This is a genomic window from Pseudomonas sp. DTU12.3, assembly GCF_004124275.1.
Classification (GTDB): domain Bacteria; phylum Pseudomonadota; class Gammaproteobacteria; order Pseudomonadales; family Pseudomonadaceae; genus Aquipseudomonas; species Aquipseudomonas helmanticensis.
In genome coordinates this window covers 4683660-4703826 of record NZ_CP027218.1, presented here as the reverse complement: position 1 = coordinate 4703826, position 20167 = coordinate 4683660, and the positions used below count along the sequence as shown (strand labels likewise).

At 60.6% G+C, this 20167-nt stretch carries 18 protein-coding genes; 10 read left to right on the top strand and 8 right to left on the bottom strand.

The features are described 5' to 3' along the window. The first annotated feature begins 277 nt into the window (after nt 1-277). Nucleotides 278-2371 (top strand): LTA synthase family protein, encoded by a 2094-nt coding sequence (locus tag C2E19_RS21470; RefSeq protein WP_129394984.1) that lies wholly within the window; start codon nt 278-280, stop codon nt 2369-2371. Between the two features lie 73 nt (nt 2372-2444). Here C2E19_RS21470 and C2E19_RS21465 read toward each other — a convergent pair whose 3' ends face one another. Next, nucleotides 2445-2603 (bottom strand): DUF3309 family protein, encoded by a 159-nt coding sequence (locus C2E19_RS21465; protein ID WP_169432680.1) that lies wholly within the window; start codon nt 2601-2603, stop codon nt 2445-2447. A gap of 324 nt (nt 2604-2927) precedes the next feature. Between C2E19_RS21465 and C2E19_RS21460 the strand changes: the two genes are divergently transcribed. The 3 genes from C2E19_RS21460 (at nt 2928) to csrA (ending at nt 4472) form a co-directional block, all read left to right on the top strand. Beyond that, nucleotides 2928-3743 (top strand): SDR family oxidoreductase, encoded by an 816-nt coding sequence (locus tag C2E19_RS21460; protein WP_095120542.1) that lies wholly within the window; start codon nt 2928-2930, stop codon nt 3741-3743. Nucleotides 3744-3806: 63 nt separating this feature from the next. Further along, nucleotides 3807-4139 carry a YnfA family protein gene (locus tag C2E19_RS21455; protein WP_129394983.1) on the top strand — a complete coding sequence of 111 codons (333 nt, stop codon included), beginning with the start codon at nt 3807-3809 and terminating at the stop codon, nt 4137-4139. A gap of 147 nt (nt 4140-4286) precedes the next feature. Continuing rightward, nucleotides 4287-4472 (top strand): carbon storage regulator CsrA, encoded by a 186-nt coding sequence (csrA, locus tag C2E19_RS21450; protein ID WP_122661663.1) that lies wholly within the window; start codon nt 4287-4289, stop codon nt 4470-4472. A gap of 5 nt (nt 4473-4477) precedes the next feature. Here the strand turns inward: csrA and C2E19_RS21445 are convergent, their stop codons facing one another. From C2E19_RS21445 to mnmC, 5 genes are all read right to left on the bottom strand, one after another. Next, nucleotides 4478-4705 carry a YheU family protein gene (locus C2E19_RS21445; protein ID WP_129394982.1) on the bottom strand — a complete coding sequence of 76 codons (228 nt, stop codon included), beginning with the start codon at nt 4703-4705 and terminating at the stop codon, nt 4478-4480. Nucleotides 4706-4879: 174 nt separating this feature from the next. Continuing rightward, the gene (locus tag C2E19_RS21440; protein WP_129394981.1) at nt 4880-6067 is read right to left on the bottom strand and encodes an osmoprotectant NAGGN system M42 family peptidase; all 1188 of its coding nucleotides are present in this window, start codon (nt 6065-6067) and stop codon (nt 4880-4882) included. A gap of 141 nt (nt 6068-6208) precedes the next feature. Further along, nucleotides 6209-7954 carry an N-acetylglutaminylglutamine synthetase gene (ngg, locus tag C2E19_RS21430; protein WP_129394980.1) on the bottom strand — a complete coding sequence of 582 codons (1746 nt, stop codon included), beginning with the start codon at nt 7952-7954 and terminating at the stop codon, nt 6209-6211. Nucleotides 7955-7957: 3 nt separating this feature from the next. After that, a complete protein-coding gene (locus C2E19_RS21425; RefSeq protein ID WP_129394979.1) occupies nt 7958-9730 on the bottom strand; it encodes an N-acetylglutaminylglutamine amidotransferase in 1773 nt (590 codons plus the stop codon). A 162-nt stretch (nt 9731-9892) separates the two neighbouring features. Continuing rightward, nucleotides 9893-11872 (bottom strand): bifunctional tRNA (5-methylaminomethyl-2-thiouridine)(34)-methyltransferase MnmD/FAD-dependent 5-carboxymethylaminomethyl-2-thiouridine(34) oxidoreductase MnmC, encoded by a 1980-nt coding sequence (mnmC, locus tag C2E19_RS21420; protein ID WP_129394978.1) that lies wholly within the window; start codon nt 11870-11872, stop codon nt 9893-9895. 349 nt (nt 11873-12221) lie between these two features. On the opposite strand from mnmC, the gene pap reads away from it, so the two are divergent. Further along, nucleotides 12222-13736, top strand: coding sequence for a polyphosphate:AMP phosphotransferase (pap, locus tag C2E19_RS21415; RefSeq protein WP_129394977.1), 1515 nt, complete (start codon nt 12222-12224; stop codon nt 13734-13736). A 103-nt stretch (nt 13737-13839) separates the two neighbouring features. Further along, nucleotides 13840-15024, top strand: coding sequence for a thiolase family protein (locus tag C2E19_RS21410; RefSeq protein ID WP_129394976.1), 1185 nt, complete (start codon nt 13840-13842; stop codon nt 15022-15024). 129 nt (nt 15025-15153) lie between these two features. Here the strand turns inward: C2E19_RS21410 and C2E19_RS21405 are convergent, their stop codons facing one another. Then, nucleotides 15154-15348, bottom strand: a complete 195-nt coding sequence (locus tag C2E19_RS21405; protein WP_129394975.1) for a DUF6316 family protein — start codon at nt 15346-15348, stop codon at nt 15154-15156. 205 nt (nt 15349-15553) lie between these two features. Between C2E19_RS21405 and C2E19_RS21400 the strand changes: the two genes are divergently transcribed. After that, nucleotides 15554-16513 carry a DMT family transporter gene (locus C2E19_RS21400; protein ID WP_129396161.1) on the top strand — a complete coding sequence of 320 codons (960 nt, stop codon included), beginning with the start codon at nt 15554-15556 and terminating at the stop codon, nt 16511-16513. A 123-nt stretch (nt 16514-16636) separates the two neighbouring features. Here the strand turns inward: C2E19_RS21400 and C2E19_RS21395 are convergent, their stop codons facing one another. After that, on the bottom strand, nt 16637-18031 hold the full coding sequence (locus C2E19_RS21395; protein WP_129394974.1) for a class II fumarate hydratase: 1395 nt from the start codon (nt 18029-18031) through the stop codon (nt 16637-16639). Nucleotides 18032-18225: 194 nt separating this feature from the next. Between C2E19_RS21395 and C2E19_RS21390 the strand changes: the two genes are divergently transcribed. From C2E19_RS21390 to C2E19_RS21380, 3 genes are all read left to right on the top strand, one after another. Beyond that, nucleotides 18226-18744 carry a DUF2059 domain-containing protein gene (locus C2E19_RS21390; protein WP_102354097.1) on the top strand — a complete coding sequence of 173 codons (519 nt, stop codon included), beginning with the start codon at nt 18226-18228 and terminating at the stop codon, nt 18742-18744. Between the two features lie 12 nt (nt 18745-18756). Continuing rightward, on the top strand, nt 18757-19056 hold the full coding sequence (locus C2E19_RS21385; RefSeq protein WP_129394973.1) for a BolA family transcriptional regulator: 300 nt from the start codon (nt 18757-18759) through the stop codon (nt 19054-19056). Nucleotides 19057-19207: 151 nt separating this feature from the next. Further along, nucleotides 19208-20149 (top strand): rhodanese-related sulfurtransferase, encoded by a 942-nt coding sequence (locus C2E19_RS21380; RefSeq protein WP_129394972.1) that lies wholly within the window; start codon nt 19208-19210, stop codon nt 20147-20149. Nucleotides 20150-20167 lie beyond the last annotated feature (18 nt).

Genomic DNA, 20167 nt, shown 5'->3' with positions numbered 1-20167 from the left:
CGTTTTGTTTTGTATCTATATTGTGTTTCCAGATATGCGTTGCACGAAATTTTCACAAAGTGTTCCAGACAATTCGCCCGCGCTGATTGCACGCTGTCCTGGTCTGCCGCTGCACTAAATGAAAGTGTCTGGTGGCGGGGCAGTAATCAATGGCAATGGTGCGGATGATCGTGCAACATTTGCGCACCGCGCACGCCCCGGGGTCTGGAATGACCAATAGAGGGCATGGCGCCGCTGTATTTTTGCAACTTCAACTTCCAATGGGTCCTAAAACGACATGGCAAACCCGGACGCCCTGAATCAGCAGCGATCTTCCAGTCGCCTGCTGCAACCGACCGTCAAATCGCATCTGGCCTACACGCTGTTGTGTGCTCTGGTCATGATGGTGATGTTTTCCGTGCTGCGCCTCGCGCTGCTGGTCTACAACCGCGAGATGATCCTCGACACCCCGGCTTCGACCTTCCTCGAAGCTTTCGCCAACGGCCTGCGTTTCGACCTGCGCCTGGTGGTTTATGTGTGCATTCCGCTGGTGCTGGCGCTGTTCAGTGCCCGCGCCATGGCCGCGCGCGGTTTCTTCCGTCTGTGGCTGACCATCGCCTCGAGCATCGCGCTGTTCCTCGGCCTGATGGAGATGGACTTCTACCGCGAGTTTCACCAGCGCCTCAACGGCCTGGTGTTCCAGTACGTGAAAGAAGACCCGAAAACCGTGATGAGCATGCTCTGGTACGGTTTTCCGGTAGTACGTTATCTGCTGGCGTGGGTCGTCGGCACGGTGATCCTGACCCTGGCGTTCAAAGGCGCCGATCGTGCCACGCGTCCGCGCGGGCCGTTCAGTGGTGGCAGCGTCGGTACCCGTCAGGTTGCGCCGTGGTACACCCGTCTGGCGGTGTTCGTGGTTTGCCTGCTGATCTGCGTGGTTGCCGCGCGTGGCACCCTGCGTCAAGGCCCGCCGCTGCGTTGGGGTGACGTCTACACTACCGAATCGAACTTCGCCAACCAGCTCGGCCTCAACGGCACGCTGTCGCTGATCGCGGCCGCCAAGGACCGCATGGGCGAGGACCGCGACAACATCTGGAAAGCCACACTGCCGCAAGAACAAGCGCAGAAAGTGGTGCGCGAGATGCTGGTGATGCCGGACGACAAACTGGTCGATGCCGATATCGCCGCCGTGCGCCGTGACTACACGCCGCCCGCCGACAAGACGCTGCCGATCAAGAACGTCGTGGTGATCCTGATGGAAAGCATGGCCGGTCACTCGGTCGGTGCATTGGGCGCGCCGGGCAACATCACGCCGTACCTGGACAAACTGTCGAAGGAAGGCCTGCTGTTCGACCGCTTCTTCTCCAACGGCACACACACCCACCAGGGCATGTTCGCGACCATGGCCTGCTTCCCGAACCTGCCGGGCTTCGAATACCTGATGCAGACCCCGGAAGGCAGCCACAAGCTGTCCGGCCTGCCGCAGTTGCTCAGCGCGCGCAAGTATGACGACGTCTACGTGTACAACGGCGACTTCGCCTGGGACAACCAGTCGGGCTTCTTCAGCAATCAGGGCATGACCAACTTCGTCGGCCGTAACGACTTCGTCAACCCGGTGTTCTCCGATCCGACCTGGGGCGTGTCCGACCAGGACATGTTCGACCGTGGTCTGGTCGAACTGAAGGCGCGGGAAAACGGCAAGCCGTTCTATGCCTTGCTGCAAACCCTGTCCAACCACACGCCGTACGCCTTGCCGACGCCATTGCCGGTCGAGCGCGTGACTGACCGTGGCAGCCTCAACGAACACCTGACGGCCATGCGTTACTCCGACTGGGCACTGGGTCAGTTCTTCGAGAAGGCGCGCAAAGAGCCGTACTTCAAGGAAACCCTGTTCGTCATCGTCGGCGACCACGGTTTCGGTAACGAGCGTCAGATCACCGAAATGGACCTGGGCCGCTTCAACGTGCCGATGCTGATGATCGCGCCGGGCATCCAGGAGAAGTTTGGTACGCGTGACCACACCGTGGGTACGCAGATCGACATCGTGCCGACCATCATGGGTCGCCTCGGTGGCGAAGTGCGCCACCAGTGCTGGGGCCGTGACCTGCTCAACCTGCCGGAAGGCGACACCGGTTTCGGCGTAATCAAGCCGTCGGGCAGCGAGCAGACCACCGCGATCGTCACCGCTGACCAGATCCTGGTGCTGCCGAAAGAGAAGGAAATGGCACCGAAGATCTATCAGTACCAACTGGGCGCCAACCCTTCGGCCGAGATCATCCCGGATGCTCCGCGCACCGCCGAGTTGAAACTCAAGCTGGAGGCGTTCCTGCAAACAGCGACCAAGAGCCTGATGGACAACACCGCCGGTGTGGTTAACGGCAAGCCGGACTGATTGCTCCTGCAATAAACTCCGCGCAATAAAAAAGAGGCCCTCAACAGGGCCTCTTTTTTTGCCGACTAAATCGTTATATGCGGCCGAGTAACAACAGCACCAACAGCACGACCAAGACCACGCCGATAATGCCCGATGGGCCATAACCCCAACTTCTGGAGTGTGGGAAGACCGGCAGACCACCGATCAGCAACAGGATCAGGATAATGATTAGAATTGTGCCCATGTCGATTTCCTTTGTTGATAGTGTTCGAGAAGTCTTGATGTTCAAGGGGCGACTGGAGACTAAGTAATTCCAGACGGCTTACAAATTCCGACTGGCGCGAGTGAAAGAAAATTCAATGTTTTTTTAATGTATTTGGATTTCAGGCTTATTTCCTTTAAAGCGAAAGATCAAAAGATCGCAGCCTTCGGCAGCTCCTACAGGAATCGGTGTAGGAGCTGCCGAAGGCTGCGATCTTTTGATCCTCCATTCAGCAACTTGATTGAGCGTGGGCGCGCGCAGAACCTTCGCTACACTTCGCCCAACTTCCCCGGAACAACAAGGCTGTCTGCTATGCAAAATCGCATGATGATCACTGGCGCGGGCTCGGGTTTGGGTCGCGAAATCGCGCTGCGCTGGGCGCGTGAAGGCTGGCAACTGGCTTTGTCCGACGTCAGCGAACCTGGCCTGCAGGAAACCCTGAAAATGGTTCGCGAGGCGGGCGGCGACGGCTTCACTCAGCGCTGCGATGTGCGTGACTACAGCCAGCTCACCGCGTTCGCCCAGGCCTGCGAAGAGAAACTCGGCGGCATCGACATCATCGTCAACAACGCCGGTGTTGCCTCGGGCGGGTTCTTCAGTGAACTGTCGCTGGAAGACTGGGATTGGCAGATCGCGATCAATCTGATGGGCGTGGTCAAAGGCTGCAAGGCGTTCCTGCCATTACTCGAACAGAGCAAAGGCAAGATCATCAACATCGCCTCCATGGCGGCGCTGATGCAAGGGCCGGCGATGAGCAACTACAACGTCGCCAAGGCCGGTGTCGTGGCCTTGTCGGAAAGCCTGTTGATCGAACTGGCGCAGCAGGAAGTCGGTGTGCATGTGGTGTGCCCGTCGTTCTTCCAGACCAACTTGCTCGACTCTTTCCGAGGCCCGACCCCGGCGATGAAAGCGCAGGTCGGCAAGTTGCTGGAAAGCTCGCCGATCACCGCAGCGGATATTGCTGACTACATCTATCAGCAAGTGGCAGCCGGCGAGTTCATGATCCTGCCCCACGAACAAGGGCGCATGGCCTGGGCAATCAAACAGAAGAACCCGCAACTGCTTTACAACGAAATGACCTCGATGGCCGAGAAAATGCGCGCCAAGGCCAAGCAGAACAACGGCTGACCTTGCCCGTTGCCGACGCTGTCGTTAGGGTGGCCGCACTGGTCACCCTGTCGAGACGCACCAATGCTCAATTACCTGTGGTTTTTCCTCGCGGCGCTGTTTGAGATCGCCGGTTGTTTCGCTTTTTACCTGTGGCTGCGCCAAGGCAAAAGTGCCTTGTGGGTGATCCCGGCGCTGCTCAGCCTGACCCTGTTTGCGCTGTTGTTGACGCGTGTCGAAGCGGCGTATGCCGGTCGCGCCTATGCCGCATACGGCGGGATTTACATCGTTGCTTCGATAGGCTGGCTGGCGGTGGTCGAGCGCGTGCGTCCGTTGGGGTCGGACTGGATCGGCGTGGCGTTGTGCGTGATCGGCGCCAGCGTGATTCTGTTCGGGCCGCGCTTTTCAGCCGCTTGAGGCGAAGGTTGTTTAACGATTTGCAGGAAAGGTCTGAAGGACGTTGCGCATGGCGATGTAGGGCATTACTGATTTGCCCTGCATGGATTGAACAGCCGCCGCAAGCCGCGCATCTTCAGGGTTCGCTAACCCTGGAGGACGACCCTCATGCTTGTACTCAGCCGTGTTGTCGGTGAGTTGATTTCAATTGGTGACGACATCACCTTGCGCGTACTGTCAGTGAACGGCGCCAGCGTGCGCTTCGGCGTCGAGGCCCCGCCAAAGGTTAATGTGCACCGTGCCGAGGTCTATGAACGGATCCAGCGCAAGCAGGCTGTGGAAAAGGTTCGTTGACGGTTTCAGTCGAACAGATGCTTGGGCACGTCGTGCTTGAGCATCAGTTGGCACTGTTCGCTTTCCGGATCGAAGACGATCAACGCCTGGCCTTTGGTCAATGCCTGGCGCACGCGCAGCACGCGGGTTTCCAGCGGCGTGTCATCGCCATTGTCGGTGCCGTCGCGGGTGACGAAATCTTCGATGAGGCGGGTGAGGGTGTCGACTTCAAGAGCTTCGTAGGGAATGAGCATGGGCACCTCGGCGGAATCAATGTCGGGATGCTACGGCGATTGCCGGTTGCCTGCCAGTTTTGTGTTGACCGCACCGACGCCTTCGCGAGCAAGCCCGCTCCCACATTTGGAATGCGTTCCCAGGTGGGAGCGGGCTTGCTCGCGAAGAGGCCGGTACAGACAACAATTATCTCTCTAGTCGGAACGCTGCCCGACCAGACTGTCCACCGGCGGCACCCGCGTATCGCTCTCCATCTGCGTGTCGTGTTCAATCTGATGACTGAAGCGATCCAGCGAAGCATTCGCCGGCGCTGCATCGCTGGCAAACACCGGCGGACTCAAAATGTAGGCGCCCAACAACCGGCTCAACGCCGCCAGACTGTCGATGTGCGTGCGCTCATAGCCATGGGTTGCATCACAACCAAACGCCAGCAGCGCCGTACGAATATCGTGCCCGGCGGTCACCGCCGAGTGCGCATCGCTGAAGTAGTAGCGAAACAGATCACGTCGCACCGGCAGTTCGTTTTCACCGGCCAGACGCAGCAGATGCCGCGACAGGTGATAGTCGTACGGCCCGCCGGAATCCTGCATCGCCACGCTCACCGCGTGTTCGCTGGAATGCTGCCCCGGCGCGACCGGCGCAATGTCGATACCGACAAACTCGCTGACATCCCACGGTAAAGCCGCCGCCGCGCCACTGCCGGTTTCCTCGGTGATGGTGAACAGCGGATGGCAATCGATCATCAGTTCCTGGCCACTGTCGACGATGGCTTTGAGTGACGCGAGCAGCGCGGCAACGCCAGCCTTGTCATCCAGATGCCGGGCGCTGATATGGCCGCTTTCGGTGAACTCCGGCAGCGGATCGAACGCCACCACGTCGCCGACGCTGATGCCCAGCGAATCGCAATCGGCCTTGGTCGCGCAGTAAGCGTCCAGACGCAGTTCGACGTGATCCCAGCTGATCGGCATCTCGTCGACGGCTGTGTTGAACGCATGCCCGGACGCCATCAACGGCAACACACTGCCGCGAATTACGCCGTTGTCGGTGAACAGGCTGACACGGCTGCCCTCGGCGAACCGGCTCGACCAGCAACCGACTGGCGCGAGGGTCAGGCGGCCGTTGTCTTTGATTGCGCGGACGGCGGCGCCGATGGTGTCGAGGTGCGCCGAGACCGCGCGGTCGGGGCTGTTTTTCTTGCCCTTGAGTGTGGCGCGAATGGTGCCGCGCCGGGTCATTTCAAAGGGAATGCCGAGTTCTTCCAGACGCTCGGCGACGTAGCGCACGATGGTGTCAGTGAAGCCGGTGGGGCTGGGAATGGCGAGCATTTCCAGGAGGACTTTTTGCAGGTAGTTGAGATCCGGTTCGGGGATTTGCGTGGTCATGGAAACTCCTGATGGGTTGAGCACTGATCGTTCCCACGCTCTGCGTGGGAATGCAGCCAGGGACGCTCTGCGTCCCAAGAGCGGACGCAGAGCGTCCAGTGAGGCGTTCCCACGCAGAGCGTGGGAACGATCAGGAAAGGGTTAAATGGCCGGCTGACTGTGCGGAAACAACAAATCGACAAAGCGCTCCGCCGTCGGCTGCGGCTCATGATTGGCCAATCCGGCGCGTTCGTTGGCCTCGATAAACACGTACTCCGGCTGATCCGCCGCCGGCACCATCAAGTCCAGGCCAACCATCGGAATGTCCAGCGCCCGCGCCGCGCGCACAGCGGCATCGACCAGCGTCGGATGCAGAATCGCCGTGACATCCTCCAGCGTCCCGCCGGTATGCAAATTAGCCGTTCGGCGCACAAACAGATGCTCGCCGGCCGGCAGAATGCTGCTGTAGTCGTAACCCGCTGCATGCAGAGTGCGCTGGGTTTCGTGGTCCAGCGGAATCTTGCTCTCGCCGCTGGTGGCCGCCTGACGACGCCGGCTCTGCGCCTCGATCAACGCGCCAATCGAATGCTGACCATCGCCCACCACTTCCGCAGGCTTGCGAATCGCCGCCGCGACCACGTCAAAACCAATCACCAGAATCCGCAGATCAAGCCCTTCGTGGAAGCTCTCCAACAACACGTGAGTGTCGAATTGCTTGGCCGCTTCGATCGCCTGTTGCACCTCTTCGATGCTCTGCAAATCCACGGCAACGCCTTGGCCCTGTTCACCGTCGAGCGGCTTGACCACCAGCCGTTGATGCTCATCGAGAAACGCCAGATTGTCGTCGGCATTGCCCGCCAGTTGTTGTGAGGGCAGATTCAGGCCAGCGCCTTTGAGCACCTTGTGCGTCAGGCTTTTGTCCTGGCACAGGCTCATGCTGATTGCGCTGGTCAGGTCGCTCAGCGATTCCCGGCAGCGCACGCGGCGTCCACCATGGCTGAGAGTGAACAGGCCGGCGTCGGCGTCATCGACCTGCACATCGATGCCGCGTCGATGCGCTTCTTCAACGATGATCCGCGCATACGGATTGAACTGCGCCTCCGGGCCGGGGCCAAGAAACAGCGGCTGGTTAATGCCGTTCTTGCGCTTGATGGCAAAGGTCGACAGGTTGCGGAAACCGAGCTTGGCATAGAGGCTTTTCGCCTGCCGGTTGTCGTGCAACACCGACAGGTCCAGATAGCTCAACCCGCGACTCATGAAGTGTTCGACCAAGTGCCGCACCAGCACTTCACCAACGCCCGGCCGCGAACACTGCGGGTCAACCGCCAGGCACCACAGGCTGCTGCCGTTTTCCGGATCGTTGAAGGCCTTGTGATGATTCAGGCCCATGACGCTGCCGATCACCGCGCCGCTGTCTTCGTCCTCGGCCAGCCAGTACACCGGGCCGCCCTGATGATGCGGGGTCAGCAGCGTGGCATCGATCGGCAACATGCCGCGTGCCGAATACAGCTGATTGATTGCCTGCCAGTCCGCCTCGCTTTGCGCGCGACGAATCCGGAAGCCACGAAACACCCGCGTGGCCTGGCGGTAATCGCTGAACCACAGGCGCAAGGTGTCGGAGGGATCAAGGAACAACTGCGTCGGTTCCAGCCCGAGAATCTGCTGCGGCGCGGCAACGTACAAAGCGATATCGCGCTCGCCGGGTTGCTCGTTGAGCAGTTCCTGCGCCAGCGAAGCCGGGTCGGGAAAGGTATGGCCGATCAACAACCGGCCCCAGCCGCAATGCACCGCAATCGGGTCGGCGGCCAAGGCGCTGCCATCTTCGGCCAGACGCGCCTGCAAGCGTTCGTAGGACGGCGTCTGGCCGCGAATCAGGCGTTGGTTGATGGCCGTGGCGTGAGGTTTCATCGATCAGATTCCTTGTTCACTGAGCCACAGGTTCAGGGCCGCCAGTTGCCACAGTTTCGAACCGCGCAACGGCGTCAGTTGGCCTTGCGGATCAGTCAGCAGTTTGTCGAGCATGGCCGGGTTGAACAGGCCGCGATCCTGACTCGGATCGAGCAGCAGCTCGCGCACCCAGTTCAGCGTGTCGCCTTGCAAATGCTTGAGGCCGGGCACCGGGAAATAGCCTTTCTTGCGGTCGATCACTTCGCTCGGAATCACACGACGCGCGGCTTCTTTCAAGACTTGTTTACCGCCATCGGGCAGCTTGAATTTACCCGGCACACGGGCCGACAGTTCAACCAGTCGATAGTCGAGAAACGGCGTGCGCGCTTCCAGGCCCCAGGCCATGGTCATGTTGTCGACGCGTTTGACCGGGTCGTCGACCAACATCACCGTGCTGTCCAGACGCAGGGCTTTGTCCACTGCCGCATCGGCGCCGGGCATGGCGAAATGTTCTTTGACGAAGTCGCCGGCCGCGTCATTCGCGGTCAGCCACTTCGGTTGTACGGTGGCGGCGTAGTCGTCGTAGCTGCGATCGAAAAACGCGTTGCGATAAGCCGCGTAAGGATCGGCGGCGCCGTCCACTTGCGGATACCAGTGATAGCCGGCAAACAACTCGTCGGCGCCTTGGCCGCTCTGCACCACCTTGCAGTGCTTGGCCACTTCGCGCGACAGCAAATAGAAGGCGATGCAGTCGTGGCTGACCATCGGCTCGCTCATCGCACGGAACGCGGCGGGCAGTTGCTCGATGATTTCTTTCTCGTCGATGCGCAGTTGGTGATGCTGCGTGCCGTAATGCTTGGCGATCAGATCGGAATACTGGAACTCGTCGCCGCGCTCGCCGCCGGCATCCTGAAAACCGATGGAGAAGGTCGAGAGGTTCTCGACGCCGACTTCGCGCAACAGGCCGACGAGCATGCTCGAATCGACACCGCCGGACAGCAGCACGCCAACATCGACTGCCGCGCGTTGACGAATCGCCACCGCCTCGCGAGTGCTGTCGAGGACGCGATCGACCCAGTCTTCCAGCGTCAGATTTTTCTCGTCATCGTGTGGGCCGTAGGGCAGCGTCCACCAGGTTTTCTGCTCGGTTGTGCCGTCGGCTTCAACGCGCATCCAGGTGGCTGGCGGCAGCTTTTCAATGCCCGCCAGCAGGGTGCGCGGCGCCGGTACCACGGCGTGGAAATTCAAGTAGTGATTGAGCGCCACCGGATCGAGGATCGGGTTGATGTCGCCACCCTTGAGCAGCGCCGGCAGGGCGGAGGCGAAGCGCAAACGCTGACCGGTGCGCGACAGGTACAGCGGCTTTACGCCGAGACGGTCGCGGGCGATAAACAGACGCTTGGCATCGCGCTCCCAAATGGCAAACGCAAACATGCCGTTGAGTTTCGGCAGCAGCGCTTCGCCCCAGGCGTGGTAGCCCTTGAGCAACACTTCGGTGTCGCCACCGGAATAAAAGGCATAACCCAGCGCTTCGAGTTCGGCGCGCAATTCCGGGAAGTTGTAGATCGCGCCGTTGAAGGCCAGCGACAAGCCCAATTGGCTGTCGATCATCGGCTGCGCCGAGCCGTCCGACAGGTCCATGATTTTCAGGCGACGATGGCCCAGGGCAATCGGCCCTTGGGCATGAAAGCCCCACGCGTCGGGGCCGCGAGGCGCCAGGTGATGGGTGATTCGCTCGATGGCTGCAAGGTCTGCAGGTTGTTGATCAAAACGTAACTCGCCAGCTAATCCGCACATAAAATCCTTACCGGTTTTTCCGTTGGGGAGGGTGTTTCTTTAGCGGCCGACATGGCCGGTACTCAGAAACTGACCCGGTGCGGTTGTGGGAGTTTTAGAACGATAAGTTATAAGTGACAGAGTCAGACCGACGGGGCAGCGTTGCGGTGCCCCGGTTCAGGCTCACTTGCCGCGAATCAGTCGGCGCAAGGCAAAGCGGTTTGGATGGCAGGCTTCGGCGACACTTCGCGGTAGCGGCAGCGGTTCATTTTCTAGCCAGGCGGCGAGCAGTTCCGCCGACAGCGGCGCAGTGATCAGGCCGCGCGAACCGTGGCCGCTGTTGACGTACAGACCATCAAGCCATGGGCAGGCAATGTCCGGAACCTGGCGGGCGTCTTTGCTCAGCACCGCGTACGCATCGAGGAACGCCTCGCAGTCGGCGAGCGGGCCAACGATCGGCAGGTAATCCGGGCTGGTGCAACGGAAGGCTGCGCGACCCTGAAGGTCTTCGACAGGTTGTTCGCTGATGCGCAGGCGCGCAACGAGGTCGCTGGAGATCTCTTCGAGCATCGCCAGATTGCCGACGTGTTCCGCGGTGGTCGGGGTCAGGTCGTCGCTGTTGAAATCGAAACTGGCGCCGAGGGTGTGTTCACCCAAACGTGCAGGGGCGACGTAGCCTTCGGCGCAGACCACCGTGGTCAACGCCTGACTTTGCGGAGTTTCGGCGAGGCGGGTGATCTGCCCGCGAATGCGTTTGAGCGGCAGCTCGGCGCTTTGCGTAAAACGCTTGATCTCGGCAGCGCCGGCCAACACCACCACCGGTGCGCTGGCGAGCAAGCGCTCGCCGTCGAATGCTTGCCATTGCTCACCGACCTTGCGCAGTTCCAGCGCTTCGCGATGGCTGAGCAGTTCGATATTCGCCTGCGCCGCTTGTGCGTGACACAACGCGGGCGGATGCACCCAGCCGCCTTCGGGATAATACAAACCGCCGTGGGCCAGACCGATCCCGGCGCGTTTTTGCGCCTCGGGTTGCTCAAGCCATTGCAGCAAATCTTCCGGGAACGCGGCTGCCAATTGCGCATGACGCTCGGCTTCCTTTGCATTGAACGCCAGTTGCAGCACGCCGCAATCGTCCCAGTCGGTGCCGCGTTGCAGGCTTTCCAGCAGACGGCGGGTGTAGCCGAAACCGCTGACGATCAACTGCGACAACGCCGTGCCGTGCGCAGACAACTTCAGGTAGAGCACGCCTTGCGGATTGCCCGAAGCCTCTTGCGCCACGTCCGCGTGACGTTCAAGCAAACTCACCTGCCAACCGCGCGCGGCGAGGCTCGATGCCGTGGCGCAACCGGCCAGACCGGCGCCGATCACCAGCGCCCGACGCTCAGCGGTCAGTGGGGCCGGGCGGGCGAACCACGGCTTTTCAGGAGCGGGCGGCGCGACTTGCGGCGGCCAGCCAAGAAACTCGCCACGGAGGATTTCCCATTTGTGGCCGATGCCCGGCGTGCGCTTCATTTTGAACCCGGCGGCATTCAGCAAGCGTCGCACCCAGCCAGTGCTGGTGAAGGTGCTGATGGTCGAACCCGGTGCCGCCAGTCGCGCCAGTTCGACGAACAGCTCGGCGGTCCACATGTCCGGGTTTTTTGCCGGGGCGAAGCCGTCGAGAAACCATGCGTCGATCTGGGCGTCGAGCTGCGGCAGTTGTTCCAGCGCATCGCCGATCAGCAGGGTCAGCGTGACGCGACCGTTGGCCAATGTGATGCGCTGAAAACCCTGATGGATCGCCACATAATGCTTGAGCAACTGATCGGCCAGCGGCTTGAGTTCCGGCCACAGTGCCAGTGCCCGTTGCAGATCGGCCGGGCTCAACGGGTACTTTTCGACGCTGACGAAATGCAGCCGCGCACCGCTCACCGCGTGTTGTTCGAACAACTGCCAGGCGCAGAGAAAATTCAGCCCAGTGCCGAAGCCGGTTTCGCCGATGACCAGCCGGCCGCTCGCCGGCAACCCAGCAAAACGCTCGGCCAGGCGATTCTGTTCGAGGAACACGTAACGGGTTTCATCCAGACCTGACTTGTCGGAAAAATACACGTCATCGAACACTCGCGAACGCGGGCGTCCCTGGTCATCCCAATCGAGTTGGGCGTGGGGCAATACGGGTTTCATGGCTGGCTCGGCAACGACAAGGCGGCCATTCTAGCCGATTGGGCGAGGGCTGCTTGATCCATAGCAAGTGGCCGTTCGATGGTATCAAGCAAGATCACCGACTTTTGCAGCAACGCGATCCCCTGTGGCGAGGGGATTTATCCCCGCTCGGCTGCGCAGCAGTCGTCAAACCTGCACACACGGTTTAACTGGAGTAACCGGGTTGAATGGTTTTGGGGCTGCTTCGCAACCCAACGGGGATAAATCCCCTCACCACAAGGTTTCTATGCGGCTCTGAATTCGTGGGGATTTCTGCGCCGCTGCTGTGCCCAATCCGCTAGTCTTGCTGAACCCTGGAAGGAGCCGTCCCATGTTTGAATCCGCTGAAATCGGTCACGCCATCGACAAAGACACCTATGAGGCGGCCGTCCCGGCATTGCGCGAAGCCTTGCTCGAAGCCCAGTTCGAATTGCAGCAACAGAAACGCTTCCCGGTGATCATCCTGATCAATGGCATCGAAGGTGCGGGCAAGGGCGAGACGGTCAAGTTGCTCAACGAGTGGATGGACCCGCGCCTGATCGAGGTGCGCACCTTCGATCAGCAGACCGACGAGGAACTTGCGCGGCCACCGGCGTGGCGCTATTGGCGGATGCTCCCGGCGAAGGGGCGGATGGGCATTTTCTTCGGCAACTGGTACAGCCAGATGCTTCAGGGGCGGGTGCATGGGCTGTTCAAGGATCCGCGTCTGGATCAGGCGATTGCCGGAGCCGAACGTCTGGAAAAGATGTTGTGCGATGAAGGCGCGCTGATCTTCAAGTTCTGGTTTCACCTGTCGAAAAAACAGATGAAAGCGCGGCTCAAGGCACTGGCCGACGATCCGCTGCACAGCTGGCGCATCAGTCCGCTCGACTGGCAGCAATCGGCAACCTACGACAAGTTCGTCAAATATGGCGAGCGCGTATTGCGTCGTACCAGCCGCGATTACGCGCCATGGCACATCATCGAAGGTGTCGACGCGCACTATCGCAGCCTCGCGGTCGGCAGGATTCTGCTCGAAGGTTTGCAGAATGCGCTGAAGCGCCCGGACATTCATCCTCACGATGTCAGCGCCGCGCCGTTGGGCACGCCGGTCGATCAGTTGAACCTGCTCGACAGCCTCGACCTGACCCGGCGCCTCGACAAGAAAGACTACGAAGAACAACTGATCACCGAGCAGGCGCGGCTGTCCGGGCTGATGCGCGACAAGCGCATGCGCCGCCACGCGCTGGTCGCGGTGTTCGAAGGCAACGATGCGGCTGGCAAGGGCGGAGCGATTCGTCGGGTCGCGGCAGCGCTGGACCCGCGTCAGTACAACATCGTGCCGATTGCCGCGCCGACCGAAGAGGAGCGGGCGCAACCGTACTTGTGGCGTTTCTGGCGGCATATTCCGGCGCGCGGCAAATTCACCGTGTTTGATCGCTCGTGGTACGGCCGGGTGCTGGTCGAGCGGATCGAGGGTTTTTGTACGCCGGCCGACTGGCTGCGCGCCTACAGCGAGATCAATGACTTCGAAGAGCAGCTGGCCGATGCCGGTGTGATCGTCGTCAAGTTCTGGCTGGCCATCGACAAGGACACGCAAATGGAGCGCTTCCAGGCGCGTGAGGAAATCCCCTTCAAGCGCTTCAAGATCACCGAGGACGACTGGCGCAACCGCGACAAGTGGGACGCCTATCGCGCCGCCGTCGGCGACATGGTCGATCGCACCAGCAGTGAAATCTCGCCGTGGACGCTGGTCGAGGCCAATGACAAGCGCTGGGCGCGGGTGAAGGTGTTGCGCACGATCAATCGCGCGCTCGAAGACGCCTTCGAAAAATCCGACAAGCATGCGAAGAAACACAAGGACTGAGTCGATGGACATGCATACGCGGGGTGAATGATTGTCGCGGTCGGTAATCGGGCGGACTTATGCTCAGGTTCACTCTCAACCGACTACAACAATGAGGTATGCCATGCGTGAAGTGGTGATCGTCGACAGCGTGCGGACTGGCCTGGCCAAATCCTTTCGCGGCAAGTTCAACCAGACCCGCCCCGATGACATGGCGGCTCATTGCGTCAACGCGCTGCTTGAGCGCAACGACATCGACCCGACCAGCGTCGAGGATTGTATCGTTGGCGCTGGCTCCAACGAGGGCGCGCAGGGCTACAACATCGGCCGCAATGTCGCGGTGCTGTCGCGCTTGGGCACCGGCACCGCCGGCATGACCCTCAACCGTTTCTGCTCCTCGGGTTTGCAGGCGATTGCGATTGCCGCCAACCAGATTGCCTCGGGGTGCAGCGACATCATCGTTGCCGGCGGCGTCGAGTCGATCAGCCTGACGATGAAAAGCGTCAACACCGATCACCTGATCAACCCGCTGCTCAAACAGCAGTCGCCGGGCATCTATTACACGATGGGCCAGACGGCCGAAGTGGTCGCGCGGCGTTATGGCGTCAGCCGTGAAGCGCTGGATCGTTACTCCCTGCAGAGCCAGATCCGTACCGCGCAGGCGCAGGCCGCCGGCCTGTTCAACGATGAAATCGTGCCGATGGCGGTGAAATACCGGGTCGAGGACAAGAACAGCGGTGAAGTGCAGATTCTCGATGGCGTGGTTGATCGCGACGACTGCAACCGCCCGGACACCACCTACGAAAGCCTCGCCGGGTTGAAACCGGTGTTTGCCGAAGACGGTTCGGTGACGGCGGGTAACTCCTCGCAACTGTCTGACGGGGCGTCGATGACGCTGGTGATGAGCCTGGAGAAAGCCCTGCAACTGGGCCTCAAGCCAAAAGCGTTTTTCCGTGGTTTCACCGTCGCCGGATGCGAGCCGGACGAGATGGGCATCGGCCCGGTGTTCTCGGTGCCGAAACTGCTCAAGGCCAAGGGCTTGCAGGTGGCGGATATCGATCTGTGGGAATTGAACGAGGCGTTTGCTTCGCAGTGCCTGTACAGCCGTGATCGGCTGGAGATTGAAAACGACAAATACAACGTCAACGGCGGCTCGATTTCGATTGGTCACCCGTTTGGCATGACCGGGTCGCGGCAGGTCGGGCATCTGGTGCGCGAGTTGCAGCGGCGCAATTTGCGTTACGGCATCGTCACCATGTGTGTGGGCGGCGGGATGGGGGCGACCGGGTTGTTTGAGGCGGTGCGTTAAAGCCCTGAATCTGCGCTGCATGTGCGGGCTTCTTCGCGAGCAAGCCCGCTCCCACAGTAGACTGCGATTCCATGCGCGGAATGCGATCGAATGTGGGAGCGGGCTTGCTCGCGAAGGCAGCGCCAAGGTCTAGCGGATGGAATCCTGTACCTGCATCCGCGCAATGTAAGCCCGGATTTCCTGCTCAGCCTGCTCGGGACTGTCAAACGGCCCCTCTAGGGTATTTTCCCGAGTGCTGAAAAACAGTTCGCCATTGACCCGGCACAGGCGGTCGCTGCGAAAGTGCGTGGCGGGGGCGCTGTCGTGGGCGCGCATTGCTAACATGATCGGTCTCCTTGGCCGGGTATTGAAACGGATCCAATCAGCTTATGCCTGAAGCACTTGCCGCGCGCGGTGAGCCGATCAACGGCAGCGCGTCAATTTACTGCTGCGACCTGCACAGTTTCATTCGCGTCCTGGCCTCAACTGTCCCTGTGTCGCATACGATGGCGGGCCTAGAATGAGCGCACTCGTCAGCAGTGGGGTTCGCATGCACATTTCATCCGGGCGCTGGGTCTACGGCTTGTTCCTGGCGCTGCTGACCGCTTTTCTGTGGGGCATCCTGCCGATCAAACTCAAACAGGTGTTACTGGTGATGGACCCGGTCACAGTGACCTGGTTTCGCTTGATGGTCTCCGGCAGTTGCCTGTTTATTTATCTGGCCGCGGTCAAACGCCTGCCGAGTCGTCAAGTGCTCGGGCCGAAGGGTGGCTGGCTGGTGCTGATGGCGGTGCTCGGGCTGGTGGGCAATTACGTGCTGTACCTGATGGGCCTCAATCTGCTCAGCCCCGGCACCGCGCAATTGGTGGTGCAGATGGGGCCGATCATGTTGCTGATCGCCAGCCTGTTCGTGTTCAAGGAGCGTTTCAGCATCGGTCAGGGGATCGGTCTGGCGGTGCTGCTGATCGGTTTTGTGCTGTTCTTCAATCAGCGGCTGGCGGAGCTGCTGACCTCATTGTCGGATTACACCGCTGGTGTTTTGCTGGTGTTGTTGGCGTCGACGGTGTGGACTTTCTATGCGCTGGGCCAGAAGCAATTGCTCACGGTGTGGAATTCGCTGCAGGTGATGATGGTGATCTACCTGTTCTGTGCGCTGTTGCTGACACCGTGGGTGCATCCGCTGGAAGCCCTCGATCTCAATCCGCTGCAGGGTTGGTTGCTGCTGGCGTGCTGCATGAACACGCTGATTGCCTATGGCGCATTTGCCGAGGCGCTGGCGCATTGGGAAGCTTCGCGGGTCAGTGCGACATTGGCGATCACGCCGTTGGTGACGTTTGGCGCGGTGGCGATTGCGGCGGGGATCTGGCCCGAATATGTGCATGCCGAGCAGATCAATGGGCTTGGGTATGGCGGGGCGGTGCTGGTGGTGTTGGGGTCGGCGCTGGTGGCGTTGGGGCCTTCGTTGATTGCCGGATTGAAAGCACGGCGAATGAAGATGGCAGCCAGTTAGACCGCGTCATCGTTCTTCGCGAGCAAGCCCGCTCCCACATTCGAACGCATCCCTCTCATGGGATTGCATTCAACTGTGGGAGCGGGCTTGCTCGCGAAGACTGACTTTCAGTCGCTACAAACCTCAGCCCTTGGCCCCAGCCTCAATCATGTTCTCCGGCCGCACCCACGCATCAAACTCTTCATCGGTCAGATAGCCCAATTGCAGCGCCGCTTCGCGCAACGTCAGCCCCTCGCTGTAAGCCTTCTTCGCGATCTCTGCCGACTTGTCATAACCGATGTGCGGATTCAGCGCCGTCACCAGCATCAGCCCGCGTTCCAGATGTCGCGCCATGACTTCCGCATCCGGCTCAAGCCCGGCAATGCAATGCTGCTGGAAGTTGCTGCAGCCGTCGCCGAGCAGGCGGATCGATTGCAGCAGGTTGTGGATGATCACCGGTTTGAACACGTTCAGTTGCAAGTGACCCTGACTGGCAGCAATGCCGATCGTCACGTCGTTGCCCAGTACCTGACAGGCCAGCATCGACAACGCTTCGCACTGGGTCGGGTTGACCTTGCCCGGCATGATCGAGCTGCCCGGCTCGTTGGCCGGCAGGCGCACTTCGGCAAAACCTGCGCGTGGGCCGGAGCCGAGCAGACGCAGGTCGTTGGCGATTTTCATCAGCGCCACGGCGAGGGTTTTCAGCGCGCCGGAGAGGCTGGTCAGCGGTTCGTGGCCGGCGAGGGCGGCGAATTTGTTCGGTGCGGTGACGAACGGCAGGCCGGACAACGCGGCCAGCTCGGCGGCGATCGCTTCGCCAAAACCGTGCGGCGAATTCAGCCCGGTACCGACGGCGGTGCCGCCCTGCGCCAGTTCACACACCGCCGGCAGCGCCGCGCGGATCGCCCGTTCGGCATAATCGAGTTGCGCTATGAAACCCGACAACTCCTGGCCAAAGGTGATCGGCGTCGCGTCCATCATGTGCGTGCGCCCGGTTTTCACCAGTTTCATGTGCCGTGCGGCCAGTTCCGCGAGGCCGCCGGACAACTCGGCAATCGCTGGGAGCAGTTGTTCCTGCACGGCTTGCGCGGTAGCGATGCTCATCGCGGTCGGGAAGCAATCGTTGGAGCTTTGCGAGCGATTGACGTGATCGTTGGGGTGCACCGGCGTTTTGCCGCCGCGCGGATTGCCGGCCAGTTCGTTGGCGCGACCAGCGATCACTTCGTTGACGTTCATGTTGCTCTGGGTGCCGCTGCCGGTCTGCCAGACCACCAGCGGGAACTGGTCGTCGTGCTGGCCGTCGAGCACTTCGTCGGCGGCCTGCTCGATCAGGCGGGCGATGTCGGCAGGCAGGTCGCCATTGCGGTCATTAACCCGGGCGGCGGCTTTCTTGATCAGGGCCAGGGCATGTAGCACCGGCAGCGGCATGCGTTCCTGACCGATGGCGAAGTTGATCAGCGAGCGTTGCGTCTGAGCACCCCAGTAGGCGTCGTCCGGGACTTCGATCTGGCCCAGGCTGTCGGTTTCGATACGGCTCATCGTGCACACTCCTGTTGGTCTGTTTGCGCAGTTTAGGCCGGCATCGGCCCAGGTGGTTCCATCGAACCGATTGTTGACCGGTAAAACCCGGCCAATCAAGCGCCGCAAGGCTCGGGGGGTTGAGCCGTGGCGTTTTTTAGGCGCAGAATGGTCGCCCTTGGGGTTTTACCTCGCCTAGCTGAAAAGGAAACTCGATGACTCGTCTTCGTGCCATCTGCACCGCGGTTGCACTGGTTTGCGCCAGCGGCCAGGTGCTTGCCGATACCGCCAGCCACAACGCCAGTGCTGAAGCTTTTCTGACCCTGGCGCACGCTGACAAGCTGGGCACTCCGGTGTACATGCAAGTGCAGCAAATGTTCGCTCAGCGTTTTGAGCAGACCAAAGCCCCGGAAGCCAAGAAAGCCGTACTGGAAACCTACCAGGCCAAGGCCAACGCCGCGCTGGACCAGGCCATTGGCTGGAACAAGCTGAAGCCGGACATGGTCAAGCTCTACACCAGCAACTTCAGCGAATCCGAGCTGAAAGACCTGGTCGCGTTCTACCAGTCGCCACTGGGCAAGAAAGTCCTCGAAAAAATGCCGCAGCTGACTCAGCAATCGGCCCAGATGACCCAGGCCAAACTGGAAAGCGCCGTGCCTGTCGTCAACAAGCTGCTCGACGACATGACCAACGAGCTGGCACCGAAAGGCGCTGCACCGGCCAAGAAGAAGTAAGCGGAGTTCGTGATGACCATGCAACAACGCATCGAATCGACGCTGGGCCTGCTGCAGCCTGAGCATCTGCAAGTGCTGGATGAAAGCCACATGCACAGTCGCGGGTTACAGACCCACTTCAAGGCTGTGGTGGTCAGCGCGCAGTTCGACGGCCTCAATCGGGTCAAGCGCCACCAGAAAGTCTACGGCACGCTTGGCGAGCTGATGGGCGAGTTCCATGCGTTGGCGCTGCACACCTACACGCCGCAGGAATGGGCAGAGACCGGCGCCGCTCCGGCGTCGCCGACCTGTGCCGGCGGTAGCAAAAATTAAGATCAAAAGATCGCAGCCTGCGGCAGCTCCTACAGGAGACTGCCGCTGTTGGTGATGTTTTTGCTAGAATCCGCAACGCGCCGCTCAAGCGGCGCGTTTTTTTTTGAATCCGGTTCACCCTTTGCGAGGGTAGCCACCTGGAGAAATACCCATGACACAACCGATTGTCGTGGCGGCACTGTATAAGTTCGTCACCCTCGAAGATTACGTCAACCTGCGCGAGCCACTGCTGCAAGCGATGGTCGACAACCAGATCAAAGGCACCCTGCTGATCGCCGAAGAAGGCATCAATGGCACGGTGTCCGGCACTCGCGAAGGCATCGACGGCCTGCTCGCCTGGCTCAAGAACGATCCACGCATGATCGATATCGATCACAAAGAGTCGTACTGCGACGAGCAGCCGTTCTATCGCACCAAGGTCAAGCTGAAGAAAGAGATCGTCACCCTCGGTGTCGACGGCGTCGACCCGAACAAAAAGGTCGGTACCTACGTTGATCCGCAAGACTGGAACGCGTTGATCAGCGACCCCGAAGTGCTGTTGATCGATACGCGCAACGATTACGAAGTGTCGATCGGCACCTTCGAAGGCGCCATCGATCCGAAAACCACCAGTTTTCGCGAATTTCCCGACTACATCAAAGAACACTTCAACCCGGCCGTGCACAAGAAGGTCGCGATGTTCTGCACCGGTGGGATCCGCTGCGAAAAGGCATCGAGCTACATGCTCGGCGAAGGTTATGAAGAGGTCTACCACCTCAAGGGCGGCATTCTGAAGTACCTCGAAGAGGTGCCGCAGGAAGAGACCAAGTGGCAGGGCGACTGCTTTGTGTTCGACAACCGCGTGACCGTGCGTCACGACCTCAGCGAAGGCGACTACGATCAATGTCATGCCTGTCGCACACCGGTCAGTGTTGAAGATCGTGCATCCGAGCACTATGTGGCCGGAATCAGTTGCCCGCATTGCTGGGACAAGCTGAGCGAGAAGACCCGCCGCAGCGCCATCGATCGGCAGAAGCAGATCGAACTGGCCAAGGCGCGCAACATGCCGCACCCGATCGGCTACAACTATAAGCAAGCATCCACCGAGGCTTAACCATGTCTGCACGCCTGC

What these genes read in the sequence shown, in the direction of transcription:
- C2E19_RS21470 (WP_129394984.1), top strand. Translation starts at nt 278, where the DNA reads ATGGCAAACCCGGACGCCCTGAATCAGCAGCGATCTTCCAGTCGCCTG.
- C2E19_RS21460 (WP_095120542.1), top strand. Translation starts at nt 2,928, where the DNA reads ATGCAAAATCGCATGATGATCACTGGCGCGGGCTCGGGTTTGGGTCGC.
- C2E19_RS21455 (WP_129394983.1), top strand. Translation starts at nt 3,807, where the DNA reads ATGCTCAATTACCTGTGGTTTTTCCTCGCGGCGCTGTTTGAGATCGCC.
- csrA (WP_122661663.1), top strand. Translation starts at nt 4,287, where the DNA reads ATGCTTGTACTCAGCCGTGTTGTCGGTGAGTTGATTTCAATTGGTGAC.
- C2E19_RS21445 (WP_129394982.1), bottom strand. Translation starts at nt 4,705, where the DNA reads ATGCTCATTCCCTACGAAGCTCTTGAAGTCGACACCCTCACCCGCCTC.
- C2E19_RS21440 (WP_129394981.1), bottom strand. Translation starts at nt 6,067, where the DNA reads ATGACCACGCAAATCCCCGAACCGGATCTCAACTACCTGCAAAAAGTC.
- ngg (WP_129394980.1), bottom strand. Translation starts at nt 7,954, where the DNA reads ATGAAACCTCACGCCACGGCCATCAACCAACGCCTGATTCGCGGCCAG.
- C2E19_RS21425 (WP_129394979.1), bottom strand. Translation starts at nt 9,730, where the DNA reads ATGTGCGGATTAGCTGGCGAGTTACGTTTTGATCAACAACCTGCAGAC.
- mnmC (WP_129394978.1), bottom strand. Translation starts at nt 11,872, where the DNA reads ATGAAACCCGTATTGCCCCACGCCCAACTCGATTGGGATGACCAGGGA.
- pap (WP_129394977.1), top strand. Translation starts at nt 12,222, where the DNA reads ATGTTTGAATCCGCTGAAATCGGTCACGCCATCGACAAAGACACCTAT.
- C2E19_RS21410 (WP_129394976.1), top strand. Translation starts at nt 13,840, where the DNA reads ATGCGTGAAGTGGTGATCGTCGACAGCGTGCGGACTGGCCTGGCCAAA.
- C2E19_RS21405 (WP_129394975.1), bottom strand. Translation starts at nt 15,348, where the DNA reads ATGTTAGCAATGCGCGCCCACGACAGCGCCCCCGCCACGCACTTTCGC.
- C2E19_RS21400 (WP_129396161.1), top strand. Translation starts at nt 15,554, where the DNA reads ATGCACATTTCATCCGGGCGCTGGGTCTACGGCTTGTTCCTGGCGCTG.
- C2E19_RS21395 (WP_129394974.1), bottom strand. Translation starts at nt 18,031, where the DNA reads ATGAGCCGTATCGAAACCGACAGCCTGGGCCAGATCGAAGTCCCGGAC.
- C2E19_RS21390 (WP_102354097.1), top strand. Translation starts at nt 18,226, where the DNA reads ATGACTCGTCTTCGTGCCATCTGCACCGCGGTTGCACTGGTTTGCGCC.
- C2E19_RS21385 (WP_129394973.1), top strand. Translation starts at nt 18,757, where the DNA reads ATGACCATGCAACAACGCATCGAATCGACGCTGGGCCTGCTGCAGCCT.
- C2E19_RS21380 (WP_129394972.1), top strand. Translation starts at nt 19,208, where the DNA reads ATGACACAACCGATTGTCGTGGCGGCACTGTATAAGTTCGTCACCCTC.